Below are 17,905 nucleotides of genomic sequence, written 5' to 3'. Positions count from 1 at the left end.
AAGATCGACCATGCATAAGAACTCCCTCGTCCTGCTGTGCTGCCTGAGCCTCGCCGCCTGCGCCGGTTCCTCCGACAAGTCCGACGGCGGCTCCAGCTGGTGGTCATTCGGCGGCGAGGAGAAGCCGGTGGCGGTGAAGAAGGCGCCGCCGAAGATCGACCACCAGCTCACCGATGCCTGGCTGGACGAGTACGAGCCGCGCCTGAAATCGGCGCTGTCCGGCAGCAAGATGGAGCTGGAGCGCCGCGAGAACGTGCTGGTGGTGACCGCGCCGGTGGACAGCTCGTTCAATCCGGATCGCCCGAGCATGCTGATGCCGGCGGTGCTCGGCCCCTTCACCAAGGTGGCCAAGATCCTCGAGAAGGACCCGCGCACCGGCGTGCTGATCCTCGGCCATGCCGACAGCCGCGGCCAGCTGGACAGCAACTTCAAGCTCAGCGAGGATCGCGCCAAGGCCGTGGCCTCGATCTTCCGCCTCAGCGGCCTGCAGCGCGACCGCCTGCTGCTCAAGGGCGTCGGCCCGGACATGCCGCGCGCGGCCAACGACAGCGCCGCCGGCCGTGCGCTGAATCGCCGGGTGGAAATCGTCCTGACGCCCAAGCCGACCCTGGTCGCCCTGCTGGCCAAGTACAGCCAGCCGGCCGCCGCACCGGCCCTGCCGGTGGCCCAGGTTGCCGCAGATCAAAAGAAGAAGGAAAAGGCGCAGTAAGCTCTGCGCCTGACATCTTCCGAGGACAGCAGTATGGTCGATAAGCGCAGCCCGGGTGAGCCTACCCCACCGGGCCTCCCCCCGACCCTCGCCGATATGCGGCGCGACTACACCCGCGACGGTCTCAGCGAAGAGCAGGCCCCGGCCGAGCCCTTCAGCCTGTTCCGTCGCTGGTTCGACGACGCGGTGAGAACCGAGCAACCACCGGTGGAGCCCAACGCCATGACCCTGGCCACGGTCGACGAGGACGGCCGCCCGCACTGCCGGGTGCTGCTGCTCAAGGGCCTGGACGAGCGCGGCTTCACCTTCTTCAGCAACTACGACAGCGCCAAGGGCCGGCAGCTGGCGGCGCGTCCCTTCGCCGCCATGACCTTCTTCTGGCCCAGCCTGGAGCGCCAGGTGCGCATCGAGGGGCGGGTGGAGAGGGTCTCCGCCGAGGAGTCCGACGCCTATTTCCAGGTGCGCCCGTTGGGCAGCCGCCTGGGCGCCTGGGCCTCGCCGCAGAGCCGGGTGATCGCCGGGCGCGAGGAGCTGCAGGCGCTGCTCGCCGAGACCGAGCGGCGCTTCCTCGATCACGCGCCGGAGTGCCCGCCGCACTGGGGCGGCTATCGCCTGCTGGCCGAACGCATCGAGTTCTGGCAGGGCCGCCCCAGCCGCCTGCACGACCGCCTCAACTACCGCCTGCTGGATAGTGGCTGGCAGCGCGAGCGCCTGGCACCCTAAACTCGGGCCTCCTTCCGCGGAGGCCCGCTCCATGCTCGAACTCGACTCCACCCTGGCGCAGCACATAGTCGACCGCGCCATGGCCATCCTGCCGCACAACATCAATGTCATGGATGCCCAGGGCATGATCATCGGCAGCGGCGACCCGCAGCGCCTGCACACCCGCCACGAGGGTGCGCAGCTGGTGCTGGCCAACCGCCGGGTGGTGGAGATCGACGAGCAGGCCGCCGCCTGCCTGCGTGGCGTACGCCCCGGAGTCAACCTGCCGCTGTTCCACGCCGAACAGCTGATCGGCGTGCTCGGCATCACCGGCCAGCCGGAGACCGTGCGCCCCTACGCCGAGCTGGTGCGCATGGCCGCCGAGATGCTGGTCGAGCAGCGCCAGCTGCAGGCCGAGCGGCACTGGCAGCGCCACCAGCTGGAGGCCTGGCTGCGCCAGCTGCTGGAGCGCGAGGTGCCGATCGCCCAGCTGGCCGCCGAAGCCGAGCGCATCGGCCTGCAGCTCGGCTGGCCGCGCCAGCTGGTGCTGCTGGAACTGGACGAGCAGGGCGACCCGGCGCGCCTGCTCGCCGCCCTGGCCGGCAAGGGCGAGCAGTGCGGGCCGCTGGCCGCGCGTCTGCTCCTGCTCGGCCGCCCCTGGCAATCCGGGCGCGACGATGCGTCCTGGCTGCAGCAGGCCGATGGGCGTGGCTGGGGCGTGCGCCGCCTGCTGCTCAGCGACGCTCTGGACGGCCTGGCCGACCTGCGCGAGGCGGCCCTGGCCCTGCGCGAGCTGCTGGCCTATGCCCAGCTCCACAAGCCGCAGCAGCGCCTGCTGCGACTGGAGGAGCATCGCCTGCAGGCGCTGCTGCACGGCCAGCGCCACAGCTGGTCGCTGCAGCGCTGGCTGGCGCCGCTGCGCCGGGTGCTGGCGCAGGATGCCAGCGGCCAGCTGCGCCAGACCCTGGCGGCCTGGTGTCGCCACGACGGCCACCCGCAGGCCTGCGCCGAGGCCCTGGGCATCCACCGCAACACCCTGCGCTACCGCCTGGAGCGCATCGCCGAGCTGAGCGGGCTGGACCTGGCGCGCCGCGACCAGCGCCTGCTGTTCACCCTCGGCCTGGAGTTGCTGGAGGACTGAGTTGTGCGCCTGCACAAAAGCCTTGGGTTGTAAGGGCCTTCGCTTGGTGCTGGCGCATAGGGTGTCGGCCCCCCGGGCTGGGCCACAATGCCGCCACACCTAACAACAACAATGAGGAATCGGCCATGCTCCTGGTCCTGATCCTGGTGGCGCTGATCGCGTTCATCGTGCTGTCCACCACCCGTCTCAAGCTGCATCCCTTCCTGGCCCTGCTCGCCGCGGCCTTCGTCGCCGGCTTCGCCTACCAGCTGCCCAGCGCAGAAATCGTCAAGACCATCACCAGCGGCTTCGGCGGCATCCTCGGCTACATCGGCATCGTCATCGTGCTCGGCACCATCATCGGGGTGATCCTCGAGCGCAGCGGCGCCGCCATCACCATGGCCGAGACGGTGATCCGCCTGCTCGGCGAGCGCTTCCCGACCCTGACTATGTCGATCATCGGCTACCTAGTGTCGATCCCGGTGTTCTGCGACTCCGGCTACGTCATCCTCAACTCGCTGAAGAACGCCCTGGCCGCGCGCATGAAGGTCTCGGTGGTGGCCATGAGCGTGGCCCTGGCCACCGGCCTGTACGCCACCCACACCTTCGTGCCGCCCACCCCGGGGCCGATCGCCGCCGCCGGCAATCTGGGGCTGGACGCCAGCCTCGGCCTGGTCATTGCCGTCGGCCTGCTGGTGGCCCTGGTCACCGCCCTGGCCGGCATGTGGTGGGCCAACCGCTTCATCGGCAAGGACATCGCCCTGGAGGACGACGGCCTGCCGCTGCCGGCCGCCGAGGATTTCGCCGAACTGAAGGCGCGCTACGGCAAGCTGCCCAGTGCCTTCCAGGCCTTCGCGCCGATCTTCGTGCCGATCCTGCTGATCTGCCTGGGCTCGATCGCGGTATTCCCCAGCAAGCCGCTGGGCGAGGGCTTCATGCTCGCGGCGCTGAGCTTCCTCGGCCAGCCGGTGGTGGCCCTGCTGGTGGGCCTGGCGCTGGCCTGCAGCCTGCTCAAGAGCGACGACAAGCGCAAGGAGTTCCACGACCACGTGGTCGAGGGCCTGCTCTCGGCCGCGCCGATCCTGCTGATCACCGGTGCCGGCGGCGCCTTCGGCGCGGTGCTCAAGGTCACCCCGCTGGGCGACTACCTGGGCAGCACCCTGTCGGCGCTGGGCATCGGCCTGTTCATGCCCTTCGTGGTGGCGGCTGCGCTGAAGAGCGCCCAGGGCTCGACCACCGTGGCGCTGGTCACCACCTCGGCGCTGGTCGCGCCGATGCTCGCCCAGCTCGGCCTGGACAGCGAGATGGGCCGCGTGCTCACCGTGATGGCCATCGGCGCCGGCGCCATGACCGTGTCGCATGCCAACGACAGCTTCTTCTGGGTGGTTACCCAGTTCAGCCGCATGCCGGTGGCCGTGGCCTACCGCGCGCAGACCGTCGCCACCCTGATCCAGGGTATCGCCGGCATCCTCACCGTCTGGCTGCTCAGCCTGGTTCTGCTGTAATTGCCGTGGCGCCTGCGGGCGCCACGCTCCTCGCGCAAGGTCGTAGCCATGAAAATCGTCATAGCCCCCGACTCCTTCAAGGAGAGTCTGTCCGCCCCGCAGGTGGCCGAAGCCATCGCCGCCGGCTGGCGCCAGGTGTTCGCCGACGCCGAGATCCTCCTGCGGCCGATGGCCGATGGCGGCGAGGGTACGGTGGATGCCGTGCTGGCCGCCAGCGGTGGCGAACGCCGCGAGCTGCGCGTGCGCGGCCCCCTGGGCGAAGCGGTGACGGCGCACTGGGGCTGGCTGGGGGAGGGCACCGCGGTGCTGGAGATGGCCGCCGCCAGCGGCCTGCACTGGGTGCCGCGGGATAGCCGCGACGCCACCCGCGCCTGCAGCTTCGGTACCGGCGAGCTGATCCGCGCGGCGCTGGATGCCGGTGCCACGCGCATCATCCTCGGCCTCGGCGGCAGCGCCACCAACGATGGCGGTGCCGGCCTGCTGCGCGCCCTGGGCGTGCGCTGGCTGGATGTCGAGGGCCGGGAATTGGCCCCCGGCGGCCTGGCCCTGGCCCGGCTGGCGCAGATCGACCTGCGCGGGCTGGACCCGCGTCTGCTGCGGGTGCAGGTGGAAGTCGCCGCCGATGTCGACAATCCCCTGTGCGGCCCGCGCGGCGCCTCGCGGGTGTTCGGCCCGCAGAAGGGCGCCAGCCCCGCGCAGGTCGAGGCGCTGGACGCCGCCCTGGCGCACTATGCGCGGGTAATGGCCGCCATCCTCGGCGAGGATCATGCGCAGTTTCCCGGTGTCGGCGCCGCCGGCGGCCTCGGTTTCGCCGCGCGGGCCCTGCTCAAGGCGCGCTTCCGGCCCGGCATCGAGCTGGTCGCCGAGCTGTCCGGCCTGGCCGCGGCGGTGCAGGGCGCCGACCTGGTGATCACCGGGGAAGGGCGCCTGGATTCGCAGAGCCTGCATGGCAAGACCCCGGTGGGCGTGGCGCGCATCGCCAAGGCCGCCGGCGTACCGGTGCTGGCCCTGGCCGGCAGCCTCGGCGAGGGCTACCAGGCGCTCTACGCGGCAGGTATCGACGCCGCCTTCAGCCTGGCGCCGGGGCCGCTGAGCCTGGAGCAGGCGCTGGCCGGCGCGGCCGCCGAGCTGCAGGCACGCGCCTGCGACCTGGCGCGGCTGTGGCGCCTGGCCCGCTAGTCGCGCCGCTGCAGGTAGTCCCGGGCCGCCTGGTGCAGCCAGTCTTCCAGCTGGCCGCGCCGCACACCCAGACGCTTGGCCTCGGCCAGTTTCTCCAGCAGGTGGGCCTGCATGGCCGGATCGCCGGCGGCGATGGATAGCGCCAGGTCGCGGTCCATCCAGCGGCGGATGCGCACGTAGAGCCAGCCATGGAAGTACAGGCCGGCCAGTGTCGTCACCGCGACTATGAAGTAGTCCATCGTGGAAATTTCCGGGAGAGGCTGCAGCTATCCTGCGCCCGCGCTTGTCGCCTGCACAGCGGACCCGATGTCGCACCCGCCCTCTACACTCTGCGGGTAGGTGTGGCGTGGCGCGCGGCGGGTGACAGACGCCGGGCTGCACGGTCTAATGGTTGTCGCACTATTCGGAGAGAGTCTCGATGCGTAATTCCAAACTGATCACCGCTTCCCTCGTGGCCCTGAGTCTGACCCTCGGCGGTTGTGCCTCCAGCCTGACCGGCGATACCTACAGCCGCGACGAGGCACGCAAGGTACAGACCGTGCGCATGGGCACCATCGAGATGCTGCGCCCGGTGAAGATCGAGGGTACCAAGACACCGATCGGCGCTGGCGCCGGCGCGGTGATCGGTGGCGTGGCCGGTAGTGGCGTCGGTGGCGGTCGCGGCGCCGCCGTGGCCGCGGTGATCGGCGCCGTGGCCGGTGGCCTGCTGGGCGCCGCCACCGAGGAGGGGCTGACCCGCACCCAGGGCGTGGAGATCACCGTGCGCGAGGACGATGGCACCCTACGCGCCTACGTGCAGGCCGTGCAGGAGAACGAGATCTTCCGCGTCGGCGATCGCGTGCGCATCCTCACCGTCGACGGCACCAGTCGCGTCGCGCGCTGATCGACCCGCAGGCCCGGCACTCGCCGGGCCTCTTGCGATGGGCTGGTCGAGATAAGTTTTAGTAATAATTCATCCATGACTTGCTTCCGATAGTTATGGATAATCGGCGGACGAACCTGAGCGGCGGGGCCCTTCCGGCGCCAGGCAATGGATGATTCGCCCCTGCCGCAGCCACTCTGCTCAACGGCGGGCTTGGGGCCGCAGAGGGGAGATTCATGGAGCTGCTGCTCATCGTCGCACTGCCGTTGCTCGGTGCCCTCCTGCCCCTGTTGTGCGACCGCTACGGGCGTGTGCCCTGCACCCTGGCGGCGGCCGTCGCGCCGTTGCTGGGGCTCGGCCTGCTGTTGTGGCAGGCCCCGGCGGTATTCGCCGGCGAGCAGCTGCTGGTCTCCCAGCCCTGGCTGCCGCAGCTCGGCCTGAACCTGGCCCTGCGCCTGGATGGCCTGGGCCTGTTGTTCGCCCTGCTGATCCTCGGCATCGGCCTGCTGGTGATCCTCTACGCCCGCTACTACCTCTCCGAGCGCGAGCCGACCGGGCGCTTCTTCGCCTATCTGCTGCTGTTCATGGGCGCCATGCTCGGCGTGGTGCTGTCGGAGAACCTGCTGCAGCTGCTGATGTTCTGGGAGCTGACCAGCCTGGCCTCGTTCCTGCTGATCGGCTTCTGGGGCGCGCGCAGCGATGCGCGCAAGGGCGCGCGCATGGCGCTGACCGTCACCGGCGGTGGTGGCCTGGCGTTGCTGGCCGGCATCCTGCTGCTCGGCCATATCGTCGGCAGCTTCGAGCTGAGCGTGGTGCTGCAGTCCGGCGAGCTGATCCGCGCCCATGCCCTCTATCCGTTGGTGCTGGTGCTGGTGCTGCTCGGCGCTTTCACCAAGTCGGCGCAGTTCCCCTTCCATTTCTGGCTGCCCCACGCCATGGCGGCGCCGACCCCGGTGTCGGCCTACCTGCACTCGGCGACCATGGTCAAGGCCGGGGTGTTCCTCCTGGCGCGCCTGTACCCGGCGCTGGCCGACTCCGACCTGTGGTTCTACCTGGTCAGCCTGACCGGCCTGGCCACCCTGCTGGTGGGCGCCGGCATGGCCCTGTTCCAGCACGACCTCAAGGGCCTGCTGGCGTTTTCCACCATCAGCCACCTGGGCCTGATCACCCTGCTGTTCGGCCTCGACACGCCGCTATCCAACGTCGCCGCGGTGTTCCACATCATCAACCACGCCACCTTCAAGGCCTCGCTGTTCATGGCCGCCGGCATCATCGACCACGAGACCGGCAGCCGCGACATGCGGCGCATCAACGGCATGTGGAAATACCTGCCGCACACCGCCGTGCTGGCCATGGTGGCGTCTTCGGCGATGGCCGGGGTGCCGCTGCTCAACGGCTTCCTGAGCAAGGAGATGTTCTTCGGCGAAACCCTCCGCCAACACCTGCTGGGCAGCTTCAGCTGGGCGATTCCGGCGGCGGCGACCCTGGCCGGGGTGTTCTCGGTGGCCTATTCGCTGCGTTTCATCCACGACGTGTTCTTCAACGGCGAGCCGGTCAACCTGCCCAAGTATCCTCCCCACGAACCGCCGCGCTACATGAAGATTCCGGTGGAGATCCTGGTCTTCCTCTGCCTGCTGGTGGGCATGCTGCCGGCCTACACCGTGGCGCCGCTGCTGGCGGTGGCGGCCGGCGCCAGCCTGGGCGGCGCGCTGCCGGAGTACAGCCTGGCGATCTGGCACGGCTTCAACCTGCCGCTGGCGATGAGCTGCGTGGCGCTGGTCGGCGGCATCCTGGTCTACGCCCTGCGCCAGCCGCTGTTCCGCTGGTACGCCGGGCTGCCGGAGGTGGATGCGCGGATGATCTTCGAGCGCCAGGTGCAGAACCTGGTGCGCCTGGCCGGCTGGCTGACCGGGCGCCTGGAAAACGGTTCGCTGCAGCGCTACCTGAGCTTCCTGCTGATCGCCGCCCTGGTGCTGGTGGCCACCGCCCTGGCGCCGCTGCCGCAGCTGACCGGTGCACGTGGTCTCAGCCCGCTGGACGGCATCACCGCGCTCGGCCTGCTGGTGCTGGCGGCCAGCGGTCTGCTCACCGCCGTATTCCATCGCCAGCGCCTGGTGGCGCTGCTGATCCTCGGCCTGGGCGGCATGCTGGTGGCACTGGCCTTCGCCCGCTTCTCCGCGCCTGACCTGGCGCTGACCCAGCTGGTGGTCGAGGTGGTGACCATCATCCTGCTGATGCTGGCGCTGTTCTACCTGCCCTCGCGCACACCGCGCGAGAGCTCCAGCCTGCGCGGCCTGCGCGATTTCCTCCTGGCCGGCGGCTGTGGGGTGATGGTGGCGCTGCTGGTGTACGTGGTGCTGACCCGCGCCTATGACGGCATCGCTCCGTTCTTCCTGGCCAACAGCGTCAGCGGTGGCGGCGGCACCAACGTGGTCAACGTGATCCTGGTGGACTTCCGCGGCTTCGATACCCTGGGCGAGATCACCGTGCTGGCCATCGCCGCGATGGGCATCCTGGCCATGCTCGACGGCCTGCGCCTGCACAATCCGACCTGCGATCCGCAGGGGCGGCGCTGGGCCTGGGCGAAGAACCCGCTGGTCCTGCTGACCCTGTCGCGCCTGTTGTTGCCGCTGGCGCTGCTGATCTCGGTGTTCATCTTCCTGCGCGGGCACAACCTGCCCGGCGGCGGCTTCATCGCCGGCCTGGTCACGGCCGTGGCGCTGGCCCTGCAGTACATCGCCAGCGGCGTGGCCTGGGTCGAGCAGCGCCTGCCGCTCAACTACCAGCGCATGGCCGGCGTCGGGGTGCTGATCGCGACGCTCACCGGCCTCGGCAGCTGGGTCTTCGGCCGGCCGTTCCTGACCAGCGCCTTCGGCCATTTCGAGCTGCCGCTGGTGGGCGAGTTCGAGCTGGCCACCGCCATGCTGTTCGACCTTGGCGTCTATCTCACGGTGGTGGGCTCCACCCAGCTGGTGCTGACCCGTCTGGGCAAGCTCAGCCTGGTGCCCGCCGCGAGCAAGGAGATTCACTGATGGAAGCGCTGTTCGCCGTCACCCTCGGTGTGCTCAGTGCCAGCGGCGTCTACCTGCTGCTGCGCGGGCGCACTTTTCCGGTGGTGCTGGGCCTGACCCTGCTGTCCTACGCGGTCAACCTGTTCCTCTTCGCCATGGGCCGCCTGAGTGGCGACGTGGCGGTGATCGGACAGAGCGCCAATCCGGCCGACCCCTTGCCGCAGGCCCTGGTGCTGACGGCCATCGTCATCGGCTTCGCCATGACCGCCTTCGTGGTGATCCTGGCCCTGCGTGGCCTGGCCGAACTGGGCAACGACCATGTCGACGGCCGCCCGGACGAACAGCCTCACAGCCCGGCGGATGGGGGGCGTGCACTTTGAGTCACTGGCCGATCCTGCCCATCCTGCTGCCGCTGTTCGCCGGTGCGCTGCTGCTTATCCTGCCGTCCCACGAGCGCCTCAAGCGCGGCCTGTCGCTGCTCGCCACCCTGGCCTTGCTGCCGCTCAGCCTGTACCTGCTGCAGCTGGCGGACGACGGCCAGCTGCGTGTCTATGCCCTGGGCGACTGGCAGCCGCCGTTCGGCATCGTGCTGCTGCTCGACCGCCTCAGCGCCTGGCTGCTGCTGGCCACCGCCGTGCTGGCGGTCGCCGCGCTGCTCTATGCGCTGCGCGGCGACGACCGCCTCGGCCCGCGCTTCCACGCGCTGTTCCAGTTCCAGCTGCTGGGCATCAACGGTGCCTTCCTCACCGGCGACCTGTTCAACCTGTTCGTGTTCTTCGAGATCCTGCTGATCGCCTCCTACGCGCTGCTGCTGCACGGCCAGGGCGCCGAGCGGGTGAGGGCGGGGCTGCACTATGTGGTGCTCAACCTCACCGGTTCGGCGCTGTTCCTCATTGCCCTGGGCATGGTCTACGGCGCCAGTGGCACCCTGAACATGGCCGACCTGTCGGCCCGGGTGGCCCAGGCCAGTGGCGACCAGGTGCCGCTGCTGGCCGCGGCCGGCCTGCTTCTGCTGCTGGTGTTCGCCCTCAAGGCGGCGCTGCTGCCGCTGTACTTCTGGCTGCCGCGTGCCTACGCCGCCGCCAGCGCGCCGGTGGCGGCGCTGTTCGCGATCATGACCAAGGTCGGCATCTACGCCATCCTGCGCCTGGCCACCCTGATGTTCGGCGCGGGCGCCGGCGAGCTGGCCGACCTGACCCAGGCCTGGCTCTGGCCGCTGGCCCTGGCCACGGTGGCGCTGGGGGCCGTCGGTGCCCTGGCGGCGCGCAGCCTGCAGATGCTGCTGGCCTATCTGGTGGTGGTCTCCGCCGGCACCCTGCTGGCCGCGGTGGCCATCGGCACGCCGCAGGCCCATGCCGCGGCGCTCTATTACCTGCTGCACAGCACCTGGGTGGTGGGCGGTCTGTTTCTCCTCGCTGACCTGATCGCCCGCCAGCGCGGCGACAAGGCCGGCGCCCTGGTGCAGGGGCCGGCGCTGGAAAATCCCGGCCTGCTTGGCGGGCTGTTCTTCCTCGGCGCCATCGCGGTGGTCGGTCTGCCTCCGCTGTCCGGCTTCCTCGGCAAGCTGCTGCTGTTGCAGGCGCTGCCGTCGCCGGCGCTGTGGGGCGTGTTGCTGCTCGGCGGTTTCGCCGTGCTGGTGGCGCTGAGCCGGGCCGGCAGCACGCTGTTCTGGCGCATCGGCCTGAGCAGTCTGGACAGCGCCGAGCTGGATCCTGGCCGCCTGTGCGCCTGCCTGCTGCTGCTGGCCTGCGCCTTGCTGCTGGTGCTGCTGGCAGCGCCGCTGCTGGATTATGCCCAGGCCGCTGCCGCGCAGCTGCATGACCTGCCGCTGTACCGTTCGATCATCGTGGAGGCCGCACCATGATGCGACGACTCCTGCCGCACCCGGCGCAGAGTCTGCTGCTGCTGTGCACCTGGCTGCTGCTGGTCGACTCGATCGCCTTCGGCCACTGGCTGCTGGGTGGTTTCCTCGCCATCGTCATTCCGCTGCTGCTGGGGTCGCTGCTGGTCGAGCATCCCCGGGCGTGGAGGCCCTTGCAGCTGCTGCGCTACCTGCTGATGGTGATCGGCGACATCCTGGTCGCCAACTTCCAGGTGGCGCGCCTGACCCTGGGGCGGGTCGGCGAGCTGCGCCCGGCCTTCGTCGAGGTGCCGATCGAGCTGGACAACGAGCTGGCCATCAGCATTCTGGTCAGCGTGGTGTCGATGACGCCCGGCTCGCTGGCCGCCGACCTCAGCCACGACCGCCGCACCCTGCTGGTGCACGGCCTCGACGTGCCGGACGTGCAGGCCATGATCGACGAGATCAAGCAGCGCTACGAGGCGCCGCTGAAGGAGATTTTCCCATGCTCGGCTACGTGATCCCGGCCTGCCTGGCCATGCTCGGCGCGGCCCTGCTGCTGGCCGTGGCGCGCCTGGTCAAGGGGCCCAGCCTGCCGGACCGGGTGCTGGCGCTGGACACCCTGTACATCAACGCCATCGCCCTGATCATCCTCTACGGCATCTGGCGCGGCACCGAGCTGTTCTTCGAGATCGCCCTGCTGATCGCCGTGCTCGGCTTCGTCAGCACCGTGGCGGTGGCCAAGTACATGCTGCGCGGAGACATCATCGAATGAGCCTGTGGCTGGAAATCCTCGTCAGTCTGTTCCTCCTGCTCGGTTGCGGCTTCGTCCTGATCGGCGCCATCGGCCTGTACCGCCTGCCTGATTTCTTCACCCGGCTGCACGGACCGACCAAGGCCACCACCCTGGGCATCGGCGGCATGGTGGTGGCCTCGCTGCTGTTCTTCTCCTTCGGCGAGAAGGGCTTCAGCCTGCATGAGCTGCTGATCAGCCTGTTCCTGTTCATCAGCGCCCCGGTCAGCGCCTACATGCTGGCCAAGGCTGCGGTGCTGCAGCAGCTGCCGCTGGAGCCGAAGACACGCGGCAAGCCCTGGGAGCAGTAGGGCGCGCCCGCACAGTTTTGCTGCGCCGCTGTGCCTGTCGCCGAGCGGGGCCGCCTTCTAGACTGAGCTTTTCGACTGGAGGTGCGCATGGCCCGGCAGGGATCGTTGTTCGCCATGGCCTGCCTGGTGCTGGCCATGGCCCTGTGGGGCAGTTCGTTCATCGCCCTCAAGTTCGCCTTCGCCGAGTTGCCGCCGATGTGGGTGATCTTCGGCCGCATGGCCCTCGGCAGCCTGGTGTTCCTGCTGGCCTGGCGCTGGCGCGGGCGCCTCGACTACCGGCCCGGTGACTGGCGCTACCTGCTCGCCCTGGCCGCCTGCGAGCCCTGCCTGTACTTCATCTTCGAGGCCCTGGCGCTGCAGCACACCAGCGCCGCCCAGGCCGGCATGATCACCGCGCTGCTGCCGTTGCTGGTGGCCATGGGCGCCTTCGTCTTCCTGCGCGAGCGGGTAGCCGCCAGCACCTGGGCCGGCTTCCTGCTGGCGGTGCTCGGCGCCATCTGGCTGAGCCTGGCCGGCGAGGCCGACGCCAGCGCGCCGGCGCCGCTGCTGGGGAATTTCTACGAGTTCCTCGCCATGCTCTGCGCCACCGGCTATACCCTGCTGCTGAAGTTCCTCTCCGAGCGCTACTCGCCCTTCATCCTCACTGCCATGCAGGCCCTGGTCGGCTCGCTGTTCTTCCTGCCCCTGGCGCTGCTGACCGAGCCGCTGCCGAGCCAGTTCAGCGCGCTCGGCGTCGGCTCGGTGGTCTACCTCGGCCTGGTGGTCACCGTGGGCGCCTACGGCCTGTACAACTACGGTGTCAGCCGCCTGCCGGCCAGCCAGGCGTCCGGCTTCACCAACCTGATCCCGGTGTTCACCCTGATCTTCGCCGCCGTGCTGCTGGGCGAGCGCCTCAATACCGAGCAGTACCTGGCGGCCGGCCTGGTGTTCGCCGGCGTGGCGCTCAGCCAGTGGCGCAGCCGCGCGCCGGCGCCGGCCGGCATCCTGGATTGAGGCGGCGGCCATGAGCGATGAACGCCAGTGGATTCGCCAGGCGGTACGCATCATCGAGGCGGACTTCCAGCGCAGCGCCGACACCCACCTGATTCCCCTGGCGCTGCCGGGGCTGCCGGGCGTCGAGCTGTACTTCAAGGACGAGTCCAGCCATCCCACCGGCAGCCTCAAGCATCGCCTGGCCCGCTCGCTGTTCCTCTATGCCCTGTGCAACGGCTGGCTGCGCCCCGGCGCGCCGGTGATCGAGGCTTCCAGCGGCTCCACGGCGATCTCCGAGGCCTACTTCGCGCGCCTGCTGGGGCTGCCCTTCATCGCCGTGGTGCCGGCTGCCACCGCCCGCGAGAAGCTGGCGCAGATCGCCTTCTATGGCGGCCAGACCCATCTGGTCGAGGACCCCACGCGCATCCACGAGGAGTCCGTGCGCCTGGCCCGCGAGAGCGGCGGCCACTTCATGGACCAGTTCACCTACGCCGAGCGCGCCACCGACTGGCGGGCGAACAACAACATCGCCGAGTCGATCTTCCAGCAGATGCGCCACGAGCGCTGCCCCGAGCCGGCCTGGCTGGTGTCCAGCCCCGGCACCGGCGGCACCCTGGCCACCCTGGGCCGCTACGTGCGCTACCGCCAGCACGCCACCCGCGTGCTGTGTGCCGACGCCGAGCGCTCGGTGTTCTTCGCCAGCTATGTCAGCGGCGATCGCAGCCTGACTTTGGACTGCGGCTCGCGCATCGAGGGCATCGGCCGGCCACGGGTGGAGCCCTCGTTCATGGCCGATGTGCTGGACGCCGCCTGCCAGGTGCCGGACGCCCTGTCGCTGGCCGCCATGCACTACCTGGCGCGGCGCCTCAACCGGCGGGTGGGGGCGAGCAGCGGCACCAACCTGGTCGGCGCCCTGCTGGTGGCGCGGCGGATGGTCGAGGCGGGCGAGTCCGGTTCGGTGGTGGCCATCCTCTGCGACGGCGGCGAGCGCTACGCCACCAGCTACTACGACGAGGCCTGGCTGGCGGCACAGGGCTATGACCTGGCGCCGCTGACCGCGGCGGTGGCGGCCTGCGCCGAACAGGGCCAGGCGTTGCCGCCGCTGCCCTGCCTGTTCCGCTAGCGCCCCGCGCGGGGCGTGCGGATCACTGCTCCTGCCAGGGCGCCGGCGCGCCGACCAGGCGGCCCATGGCACCGTGGATGCCCAGTTCGCGCAGCACGTTGAGCTCGCCCTCGGTTTCCACCATCTCGGCGATCAGCGGCAGGTCGATGCTGTTGGTGGCGCGGAAGATCGCCTCGATGAACACGCGCTTGTCGTCTTCCTGGTCGATGGTGCGGATGTAGCTGCCGTCGATCTTCAGGTAGGCCAGGCCGAGGTGGGTCAGGTTGCCGATCAGGCTGAAGCGCCCGCCGAAGTGCTGCAGGCCCAGGTGATAGCCGGTCTCGCGCACCTGCTGGCTGAGCCTTTCCAGCTCGGCCGGCGGCGGCAGGTAGCGCTCGTCCAGCTCCAGGGTCATGAGTTCGCCCTGCTGCGGGTGGGCTTTGAGCACTTCCAGCAGCCTGGCCTGGCTGGCGCCGTCACGCAGGGTGGCGGCGGACAGGCTCAGCGCCAGCGGCTGCGGATACTTGGCCAGGTGCGCCAGGCTGTGTTCGAGCATGGCCAGGTCGAAGCGAGCGGCCCAGCCCAGGCGCTCGATCCAGGGCAGGAAGCGGCCGGCGGCCACGGCCTCGCCCTGCGGGTCGAGCAGGCGCGCCAGGACCTTGCGGTGCAACAGCTGGCGGGTGTCGGCGCAGGTCGCCACCGGCTGGAAGTACAGCTGCAGCTTGCCCTGGGTGAGGGCCTCGTCGATCCATTTGCGCCAGTCGTGCTGGCCCTGGCCGGGCAGGGCATTGAAGTCGTCCAGGCGTTCCCAGGGTTTGCCCGGATTGGCCTGCGCCTGGGCCAGGGCCTGGTCGGCACGGCCGATCACCGCGCTGACGTCCTCGCCCGGCTTGAATGCGGCGATGCCCAGGTGGGCGACCGGGGTGCAGTCGCTTGCGCCGGTCTGGCGCAGGCTCTCCAGGCTTTCGCTGAGATCCTGGGCGAGGCGGTCGGCGTCGTCAGCGGCCAGGCCGGGGGCGAGCAGGGTGAACTCGCCGCCGCGGCTGCGCGAGCCCAGCCAGTCCGGCTTGCCGTGCTGTTCCAGCAGGCGCTTGAGGATCTCGCCGATGGCACCGATCAGCGCGTCGGTCTTCTGCCCGCCGAGACGCTGGTTGAGGCCGCCGAGGTCGTTGACCCGCAGGAACATCAGGTAGCCCTCGGCGTTCTGCTCGGTGATTGCCAGCTGGCTGGCCAGCTTGATATCGAACAGGCGGCGGTTGGCCAGGCCGGTGAGGTTGTCCTGATAGGCCTCCTCGCGCAGCTTCTCGCTGCGCGCGGCTTCCTCGGCGAACAGCTGCTTGAGCTTCTCCACCATCTGGTTCATCGCCAGCACCACGCGCTTGAGTTCGGGAGTGCGCGGCACGCGGGGCAGGGTGAGGAATTCGCGGCGGGTGATGGCCTGGGCTTGCTGCACCATGTTGTCCAACGGGCGCAGCTGGGTGCGCAGCAGCCAGCCGCCGAGGATGGCGCTGACCACCCCGCACAGCAGCAGCCAGAGCAGGCTGCCGATGGCGCTGTCCCACAGCTTGGCCAGGGCGAACTGCGGGTGGCTGAGCACCTCGACCCGCGCCGCCTGTTCCCAGCCGCGCATGATCAGCGCGTCGCCGCCCTGCGGGTCGAGGTCGACCAGGTCGACGAACCAGGCCGGCACCTTGTCCGAGGTGGTGGTGGTGCGCCGCTCGACTATCACTTCCTCGCTGGGGATGCGTACCACGCGGATGGTGGCGAAGTAGCCGCTGTCGAAGATCGAGCTGACCATCAGCTCGATCATCGCCGGGTCGTCGACGTGCGGGGTCATCGACAGGCCCAGCGCCGTGGCGGCGTCCTGGGCGTGCGAGCGCAGCTGGCTGAGCAGCTGCTCGCGCGAGGTCTCCACCCCGGCGATGAAGCTGCCGGTGAAGGCCACCACGAGGAACAGGCAGATGGCGAGAAACAGCTGTTTCAACAGGGACATGGTCTTCTCCTAACCTTCGCCGATGTCGAAGCCTTCGGCGCGCATCTTCTTCAGCAGATCCTGCCAGCGCGACAGTTTCTTGGTGTCGCTCTTGCGGCCGGTCTGCCCCGGCAGGTAGAGCCCCTCGGCATTGAAGGCGTAGACCGGCAGCAGGTCCTTGCGCTGGGAGGCCGGGCGGATCTCGCCGATCAGGTTGTCCAGCACCAGCGGCTCGGCGCCGGGGCTGGCGTAATAGGTCAGCACCATGTGCGCCTGGTTGTAGCGCAGCGCCTTGACGTAGGTGATGCGCAGCTTGTCGCTGGGGACGCCGAGACGGCGCAGGGTGAAGTACTTGGCGATGGAGTAGTCCTCGCAGTCGCCGGCGCCCTTGACCAGGGCCTCGATGGGGGTGGCCCAGTAGTCGTTCTGGCGCCAGTTGCGGATATCGTCGGAGAAGCGGAACTGGCGGTTGAAGAAGCGGTTGACCGTGGCCAGCTTCTCGCTCTCGGAGAGCTGGCCGCTGCTGCGGATCAGCTCATCCCAGGCCTCGATGCGGCCCTTGGCTATGCCGAGGTTGCCGTAGCGCTGCTCGGCCTTGCCGATGATCAGCGGAAAGTCCCAGTTGGCTTTGGCTGCCATCGCCAGCAGGAGGCCGAGCGCGGCACCCAGCAGCAGCCGGCCCGCCGGTAGGCGCGGGACTCGTCCCTGAATGCTCGGCCGCAGCTGCATGAAGGTTCTCTCCGCGGAAAGTGCTGAGAGTGTAGGCACTGCATCACGCTTTTGCCGCCTGCCGGCAGCGCCGCTCAGCGGCTGGGCAGGGTCTTCTGGTGCAGGATGTAGAGGCTGACCAGCACCGCGCTGGTGAGCATGAAGGCGCGCGCCCAGGGCAGCGGCACCAGGTAGCAGGACAGGCCGATGCTCGCCCACATCAGGCCGATGGCGTAGACCTTGCCCTTGAGCGGGATGCCGTTGCCTTCCAGGTAGTCGCGAATCCACGGGCCGAGGTGGCGGTGGTTGACCAGCCACAGGTAGAAGCGCCGCGAGCTGCGTACGAAGCAGGCGGCGGCCAGCAGCAGGAAGGGCGTGGTCGGCAGCACCGGCACGAAGATGCCGATCACCCCCAGCACCACGCTCAGCCAGCCGACCACCAGCAGCGCATAGCGCACGCTGCGATGGCGGTTCTGCGGGATGTCGGCGTGCGCCATAAGCGCGGCTTAGTGATGACGGGGCTTGAGCAGTGCGGGTTTCTCTTCCGGCGCCTGGCACAGCAGGAACAGGGCGGTGAGCAGCTCGGGAATCTGCTCGACCATGCTGTCCACCAGCTGGCGGTCGCGGGCGATCTCGGCGAATTCGGGCTGCTCGTCGAACAGGCCGGAGGCGACCATGATCGGCAGCAGCAGCTCGCTGACTTCGTCTTCGGCGTCCTCGAACCACACGGCCTCGCGCAGGAACACGCCCTCCATGAAGCCGATGCACCAGCCGCGCAGCTCGGAGTCATCCGGATCGTCGCCGAGGTCGAGCTCGCAGGGGATTTCCGGCTCGTCGTCGCTGGCCAGCTGGCGGGCGATGTGGGCCTTGAGCAGCTGCAGGGTGATCTCCACTTCCTCGCGCTCGATGTCGCTGCGGTAGTGCGGCGGCTCGGCGAACAGGGCGTCGATCCACTCGCGCTCGGGCACCTGCTCGGGGCAGATCGACAGGGCGGTCAGGTAGCCGTGGGCGGCCACGTAGTCCAGGGCCTCCTCGTGCAGGTCATCGGCATCGAGGAAGGCTTGCAGGCGGGACAATTGCTCGGCGAAGGACATCGTGGGACTACCTTGAGTGAGTAAA

The 17,905-nt window shown here is 69.5% G+C and carries 18 protein-coding genes and 1 pseudogene; 14 read left to right on the top strand and 5 right to left on the bottom strand.

Annotation, left to right across the window (positions count from 1 at the left end; all coding sequences use genetic code 11):
- Positions 1 to 10: 10 nt before the first annotated feature.
- From DMO17_RS11770 to DMO17_RS11750, 5 genes and pseudogenes are all read left to right on the top strand, one after another.
- Positions 11 to 700, top strand: a pseudogene (locus tag DMO17_RS11770) (OmpA family protein); the annotation flags it as partial.
- 42 nt (positions 701 to 742) lie between these two features.
- Positions 743 to 1,432 carry a pyridoxamine 5'-phosphate oxidase gene (pdxH, locus tag DMO17_RS11765; RefSeq protein ID WP_110682674.1) on the top strand — a complete coding sequence of 230 codons (690 nt, stop codon included), beginning with the start codon at positions 743 to 745 and terminating at the stop codon, positions 1,430 to 1,432.
- A 31-nt stretch (positions 1,433 to 1,463) separates the two neighbouring features.
- Positions 1,464 to 2,552: a sugar diacid recognition domain-containing protein gene (locus DMO17_RS11760; RefSeq protein WP_110682673.1), complete on the top strand. Its 1,089-nt coding sequence runs from the start codon at positions 1,464 to 1,466 to the stop codon at positions 2,550 to 2,552.
- Positions 2,553 to 2,677: 125 nt separating this feature from the next.
- Positions 2,678 to 4,036, top strand: coding sequence for a GntP family permease (locus DMO17_RS11755; RefSeq protein WP_110682672.1), 1,359 nt, complete (start codon positions 2,678 to 2,680; stop codon positions 4,034 to 4,036).
- 48 nt (positions 4,037 to 4,084) lie between these two features.
- Positions 4,085 to 5,215 (top strand): glycerate kinase, encoded by a 1,131-nt coding sequence (locus DMO17_RS11750; protein ID WP_110682671.1) that lies wholly within the window; start codon positions 4,085 to 4,087, stop codon positions 5,213 to 5,215.
- On the opposite strand, the gene DMO17_RS11745 is transcribed toward DMO17_RS11750, so the two are convergent.
- Complete coding sequence (locus tag DMO17_RS11745) at positions 5,212 to 5,454, bottom strand: hypothetical protein (RefSeq protein ID WP_110682670.1); 243 nt, start codon at positions 5,452 to 5,454, stop codon at positions 5,212 to 5,214. The genes DMO17_RS11750 and DMO17_RS11745 overlap by 4 nt on opposite strands.
- Before the next feature lie 179 nt (positions 5,455 to 5,633).
- Here DMO17_RS11745 and DMO17_RS11740 point away from each other — a divergent pair, with 179 nt between their 5' ends.
- From DMO17_RS11740 to DMO17_RS11700, 9 genes are all read left to right on the top strand, one after another.
- On the top strand, positions 5,634 to 6,098 hold the full coding sequence (locus DMO17_RS11740; RefSeq protein ID WP_110682669.1) for an outer membrane lipoprotein: 465 nt from the start codon (positions 5,634 to 5,636) through the stop codon (positions 6,096 to 6,098).
- Between the two features lie 215 nt (positions 6,099 to 6,313).
- On the top strand, positions 6,314 to 9,109 hold the full coding sequence (locus tag DMO17_RS11735) for a monovalent cation/H+ antiporter subunit A (protein WP_110682668.1): 2,796 nt from the start codon (positions 6,314 to 6,316) through the stop codon (positions 9,107 to 9,109).
- Positions 9,109 to 9,468 carry a Na+/H+ antiporter subunit C gene (locus DMO17_RS11730; RefSeq protein ID WP_110682667.1) on the top strand — a complete coding sequence of 120 codons (360 nt, stop codon included), beginning with the start codon at positions 9,109 to 9,111 and terminating at the stop codon, positions 9,466 to 9,468. The genes DMO17_RS11735 and DMO17_RS11730 overlap by 1 nt, the downstream gene beginning before the upstream one ends.
- Positions 9,465 to 10,952, top strand: coding sequence for a monovalent cation/H+ antiporter subunit D (locus DMO17_RS11725; RefSeq protein WP_110682666.1), 1,488 nt, complete (start codon positions 9,465 to 9,467; stop codon positions 10,950 to 10,952). The genes DMO17_RS11730 and DMO17_RS11725 overlap by 4 nt, the downstream gene beginning before the upstream one ends.
- Positions 10,949 to 11,449, top strand: a complete 501-nt coding sequence (locus DMO17_RS11720) for a Na+/H+ antiporter subunit E (RefSeq protein ID WP_110682665.1) — start codon at positions 10,949 to 10,951, stop codon at positions 11,447 to 11,449. The genes DMO17_RS11725 and DMO17_RS11720 overlap by 4 nt, the downstream gene beginning before the upstream one ends.
- Positions 11,434 to 11,703: a K+/H+ antiporter subunit F gene (locus DMO17_RS11715; RefSeq protein ID WP_110682664.1), complete on the top strand. Its 270-nt coding sequence runs from the start codon at positions 11,434 to 11,436 to the stop codon at positions 11,701 to 11,703. Before DMO17_RS11720 ends, DMO17_RS11715 begins: the two co-directional genes overlap by 16 nt.
- On the top strand, positions 11,700 to 12,032 hold the full coding sequence (locus DMO17_RS11710) for a Na+/H+ antiporter subunit G (protein WP_110682663.1): 333 nt from the start codon (positions 11,700 to 11,702) through the stop codon (positions 12,030 to 12,032). The genes DMO17_RS11715 and DMO17_RS11710 overlap by 4 nt, the downstream gene beginning before the upstream one ends.
- 87 nt (positions 12,033 to 12,119) lie before the next feature.
- Positions 12,120 to 13,025, top strand: a complete 906-nt coding sequence (locus DMO17_RS11705; RefSeq protein ID WP_110682662.1) for a DMT family transporter — start codon at positions 12,120 to 12,122, stop codon at positions 13,023 to 13,025.
- A 10-nt stretch (positions 13,026 to 13,035) separates the two neighbouring features.
- Positions 13,036 to 14,127, top strand: a complete 1,092-nt coding sequence (locus tag DMO17_RS11700; RefSeq protein ID WP_110682661.1) for a PLP-dependent cysteine synthase family protein — start codon at positions 13,036 to 13,038, stop codon at positions 14,125 to 14,127.
- 22 nt (positions 14,128 to 14,149) lie between these two features.
- On the opposite strand, the gene lapD is transcribed toward DMO17_RS11700, so the two are convergent.
- The 4 genes from lapD to DMO17_RS11680 form a co-directional block, all read right to left on the bottom strand.
- Complete coding sequence (gene lapD / locus DMO17_RS11695; RefSeq protein ID WP_110682660.1) at positions 14,150 to 16,099, bottom strand: cyclic di-GMP receptor LapD; 1,950 nt, start codon at positions 16,097 to 16,099, stop codon at positions 14,150 to 14,152.
- Positions 16,100 to 16,108: 9 nt separating this feature from the next.
- The gene (lapG, locus tag DMO17_RS11690; RefSeq protein WP_110682659.1) at positions 16,109 to 16,807 is read right to left on the bottom strand and encodes a cysteine protease LapG; all 699 of its coding nucleotides are present in this window, start codon (positions 16,805 to 16,807) and stop codon (positions 16,109 to 16,111) included.
- A 74-nt stretch (positions 16,808 to 16,881) separates the two neighbouring features.
- The gene (locus DMO17_RS11685) at positions 16,882 to 17,283 is read right to left on the bottom strand and encodes a YbaN family protein (protein ID WP_110682658.1); all 402 of its coding nucleotides are present in this window, start codon (positions 17,281 to 17,283) and stop codon (positions 16,882 to 16,884) included.
- Positions 17,284 to 17,292: 9 nt separating this feature from the next.
- On the bottom strand, positions 17,293 to 17,880 hold the full coding sequence (locus DMO17_RS11680; protein WP_110682657.1) for a UPF0149 family protein: 588 nt from the start codon (positions 17,878 to 17,880) through the stop codon (positions 17,293 to 17,295).
- Positions 17,881 to 17,905 lie beyond the last annotated feature (25 nt).

The sequence above is a fragment of the Aquipseudomonas alcaligenes genome (genome assembly GCF_003205495.1).
Taxonomy (GTDB): Bacteria; Pseudomonadota; Gammaproteobacteria; order Pseudomonadales; family Pseudomonadaceae; genus Aquipseudomonas; species Aquipseudomonas alcaligenes_B.
Note: the sequence above shows the minus strand (reverse complement) of the source record. Positions and strands in the feature narration are given on the sequence as shown.

Excerpts from the sequence above, each read along its gene's own strand:
- DMO17_RS11735 (WP_110682668.1), top strand. The coding sequence starts at position 6,314 with ATGGAGCTGCTGCTCATCGTCGCACTGCCGTTGCTCGGTGCCCTCCTG.
- DMO17_RS11705 (WP_110682662.1), top strand. The coding sequence starts at position 12,120 with ATGGCCCGGCAGGGATCGTTGTTCGCCATGGCCTGCCTGGTGCTGGCC.
- pdxH (WP_110682674.1), top strand. The coding sequence starts at position 743 with ATGGTCGATAAGCGCAGCCCGGGTGAGCCTACCCCACCGGGCCTCCCC.
- DMO17_RS11755 (WP_110682672.1), top strand. The coding sequence starts at position 2,678 with ATGCTCCTGGTCCTGATCCTGGTGGCGCTGATCGCGTTCATCGTGCTG.
- DMO17_RS11715 (WP_110682664.1), top strand. The coding sequence starts at position 11,434 with ATGCTCGGCTACGTGATCCCGGCCTGCCTGGCCATGCTCGGCGCGGCC.
- DMO17_RS11740 (WP_110682669.1), top strand. The coding sequence starts at position 5,634 with ATGCGTAATTCCAAACTGATCACCGCTTCCCTCGTGGCCCTGAGTCTG.
- DMO17_RS11685 (WP_110682658.1), bottom strand. The coding sequence starts at position 17,283 with ATGGCGCACGCCGACATCCCGCAGAACCGCCATCGCAGCGTGCGCTAT.
- DMO17_RS11680 (WP_110682657.1), bottom strand. The coding sequence starts at position 17,880 with ATGTCCTTCGCCGAGCAATTGTCCCGCCTGCAAGCCTTCCTCGATGCC.
- lapD (WP_110682660.1), bottom strand. The coding sequence starts at position 16,099 with ATGTCCCTGTTGAAACAGCTGTTTCTCGCCATCTGCCTGTTCCTCGTG.
- DMO17_RS11720 (WP_110682665.1), top strand. The coding sequence starts at position 10,949 with ATGATGCGACGACTCCTGCCGCACCCGGCGCAGAGTCTGCTGCTGCTG.
- DMO17_RS11760 (WP_110682673.1), top strand. The coding sequence starts at position 1,464 with ATGCTCGAACTCGACTCCACCCTGGCGCAGCACATAGTCGACCGCGCC.
- lapG (WP_110682659.1), bottom strand. The coding sequence starts at position 16,807 with ATGCAGCTGCGGCCGAGCATTCAGGGACGAGTCCCGCGCCTACCGGCG.
- DMO17_RS11710 (WP_110682663.1), top strand. The coding sequence starts at position 11,700 with ATGAGCCTGTGGCTGGAAATCCTCGTCAGTCTGTTCCTCCTGCTCGGT.
- DMO17_RS11750 (WP_110682671.1), top strand. The coding sequence starts at position 4,085 with ATGAAAATCGTCATAGCCCCCGACTCCTTCAAGGAGAGTCTGTCCGCC.
- DMO17_RS11745 (WP_110682670.1), bottom strand. The coding sequence starts at position 5,454 with ATGGACTACTTCATAGTCGCGGTGACGACACTGGCCGGCCTGTACTTC.
- DMO17_RS11700 (WP_110682661.1), top strand. The coding sequence starts at position 13,036 with ATGAGCGATGAACGCCAGTGGATTCGCCAGGCGGTACGCATCATCGAG.
- DMO17_RS11730 (WP_110682667.1), top strand. The coding sequence starts at position 9,109 with ATGGAAGCGCTGTTCGCCGTCACCCTCGGTGTGCTCAGTGCCAGCGGC.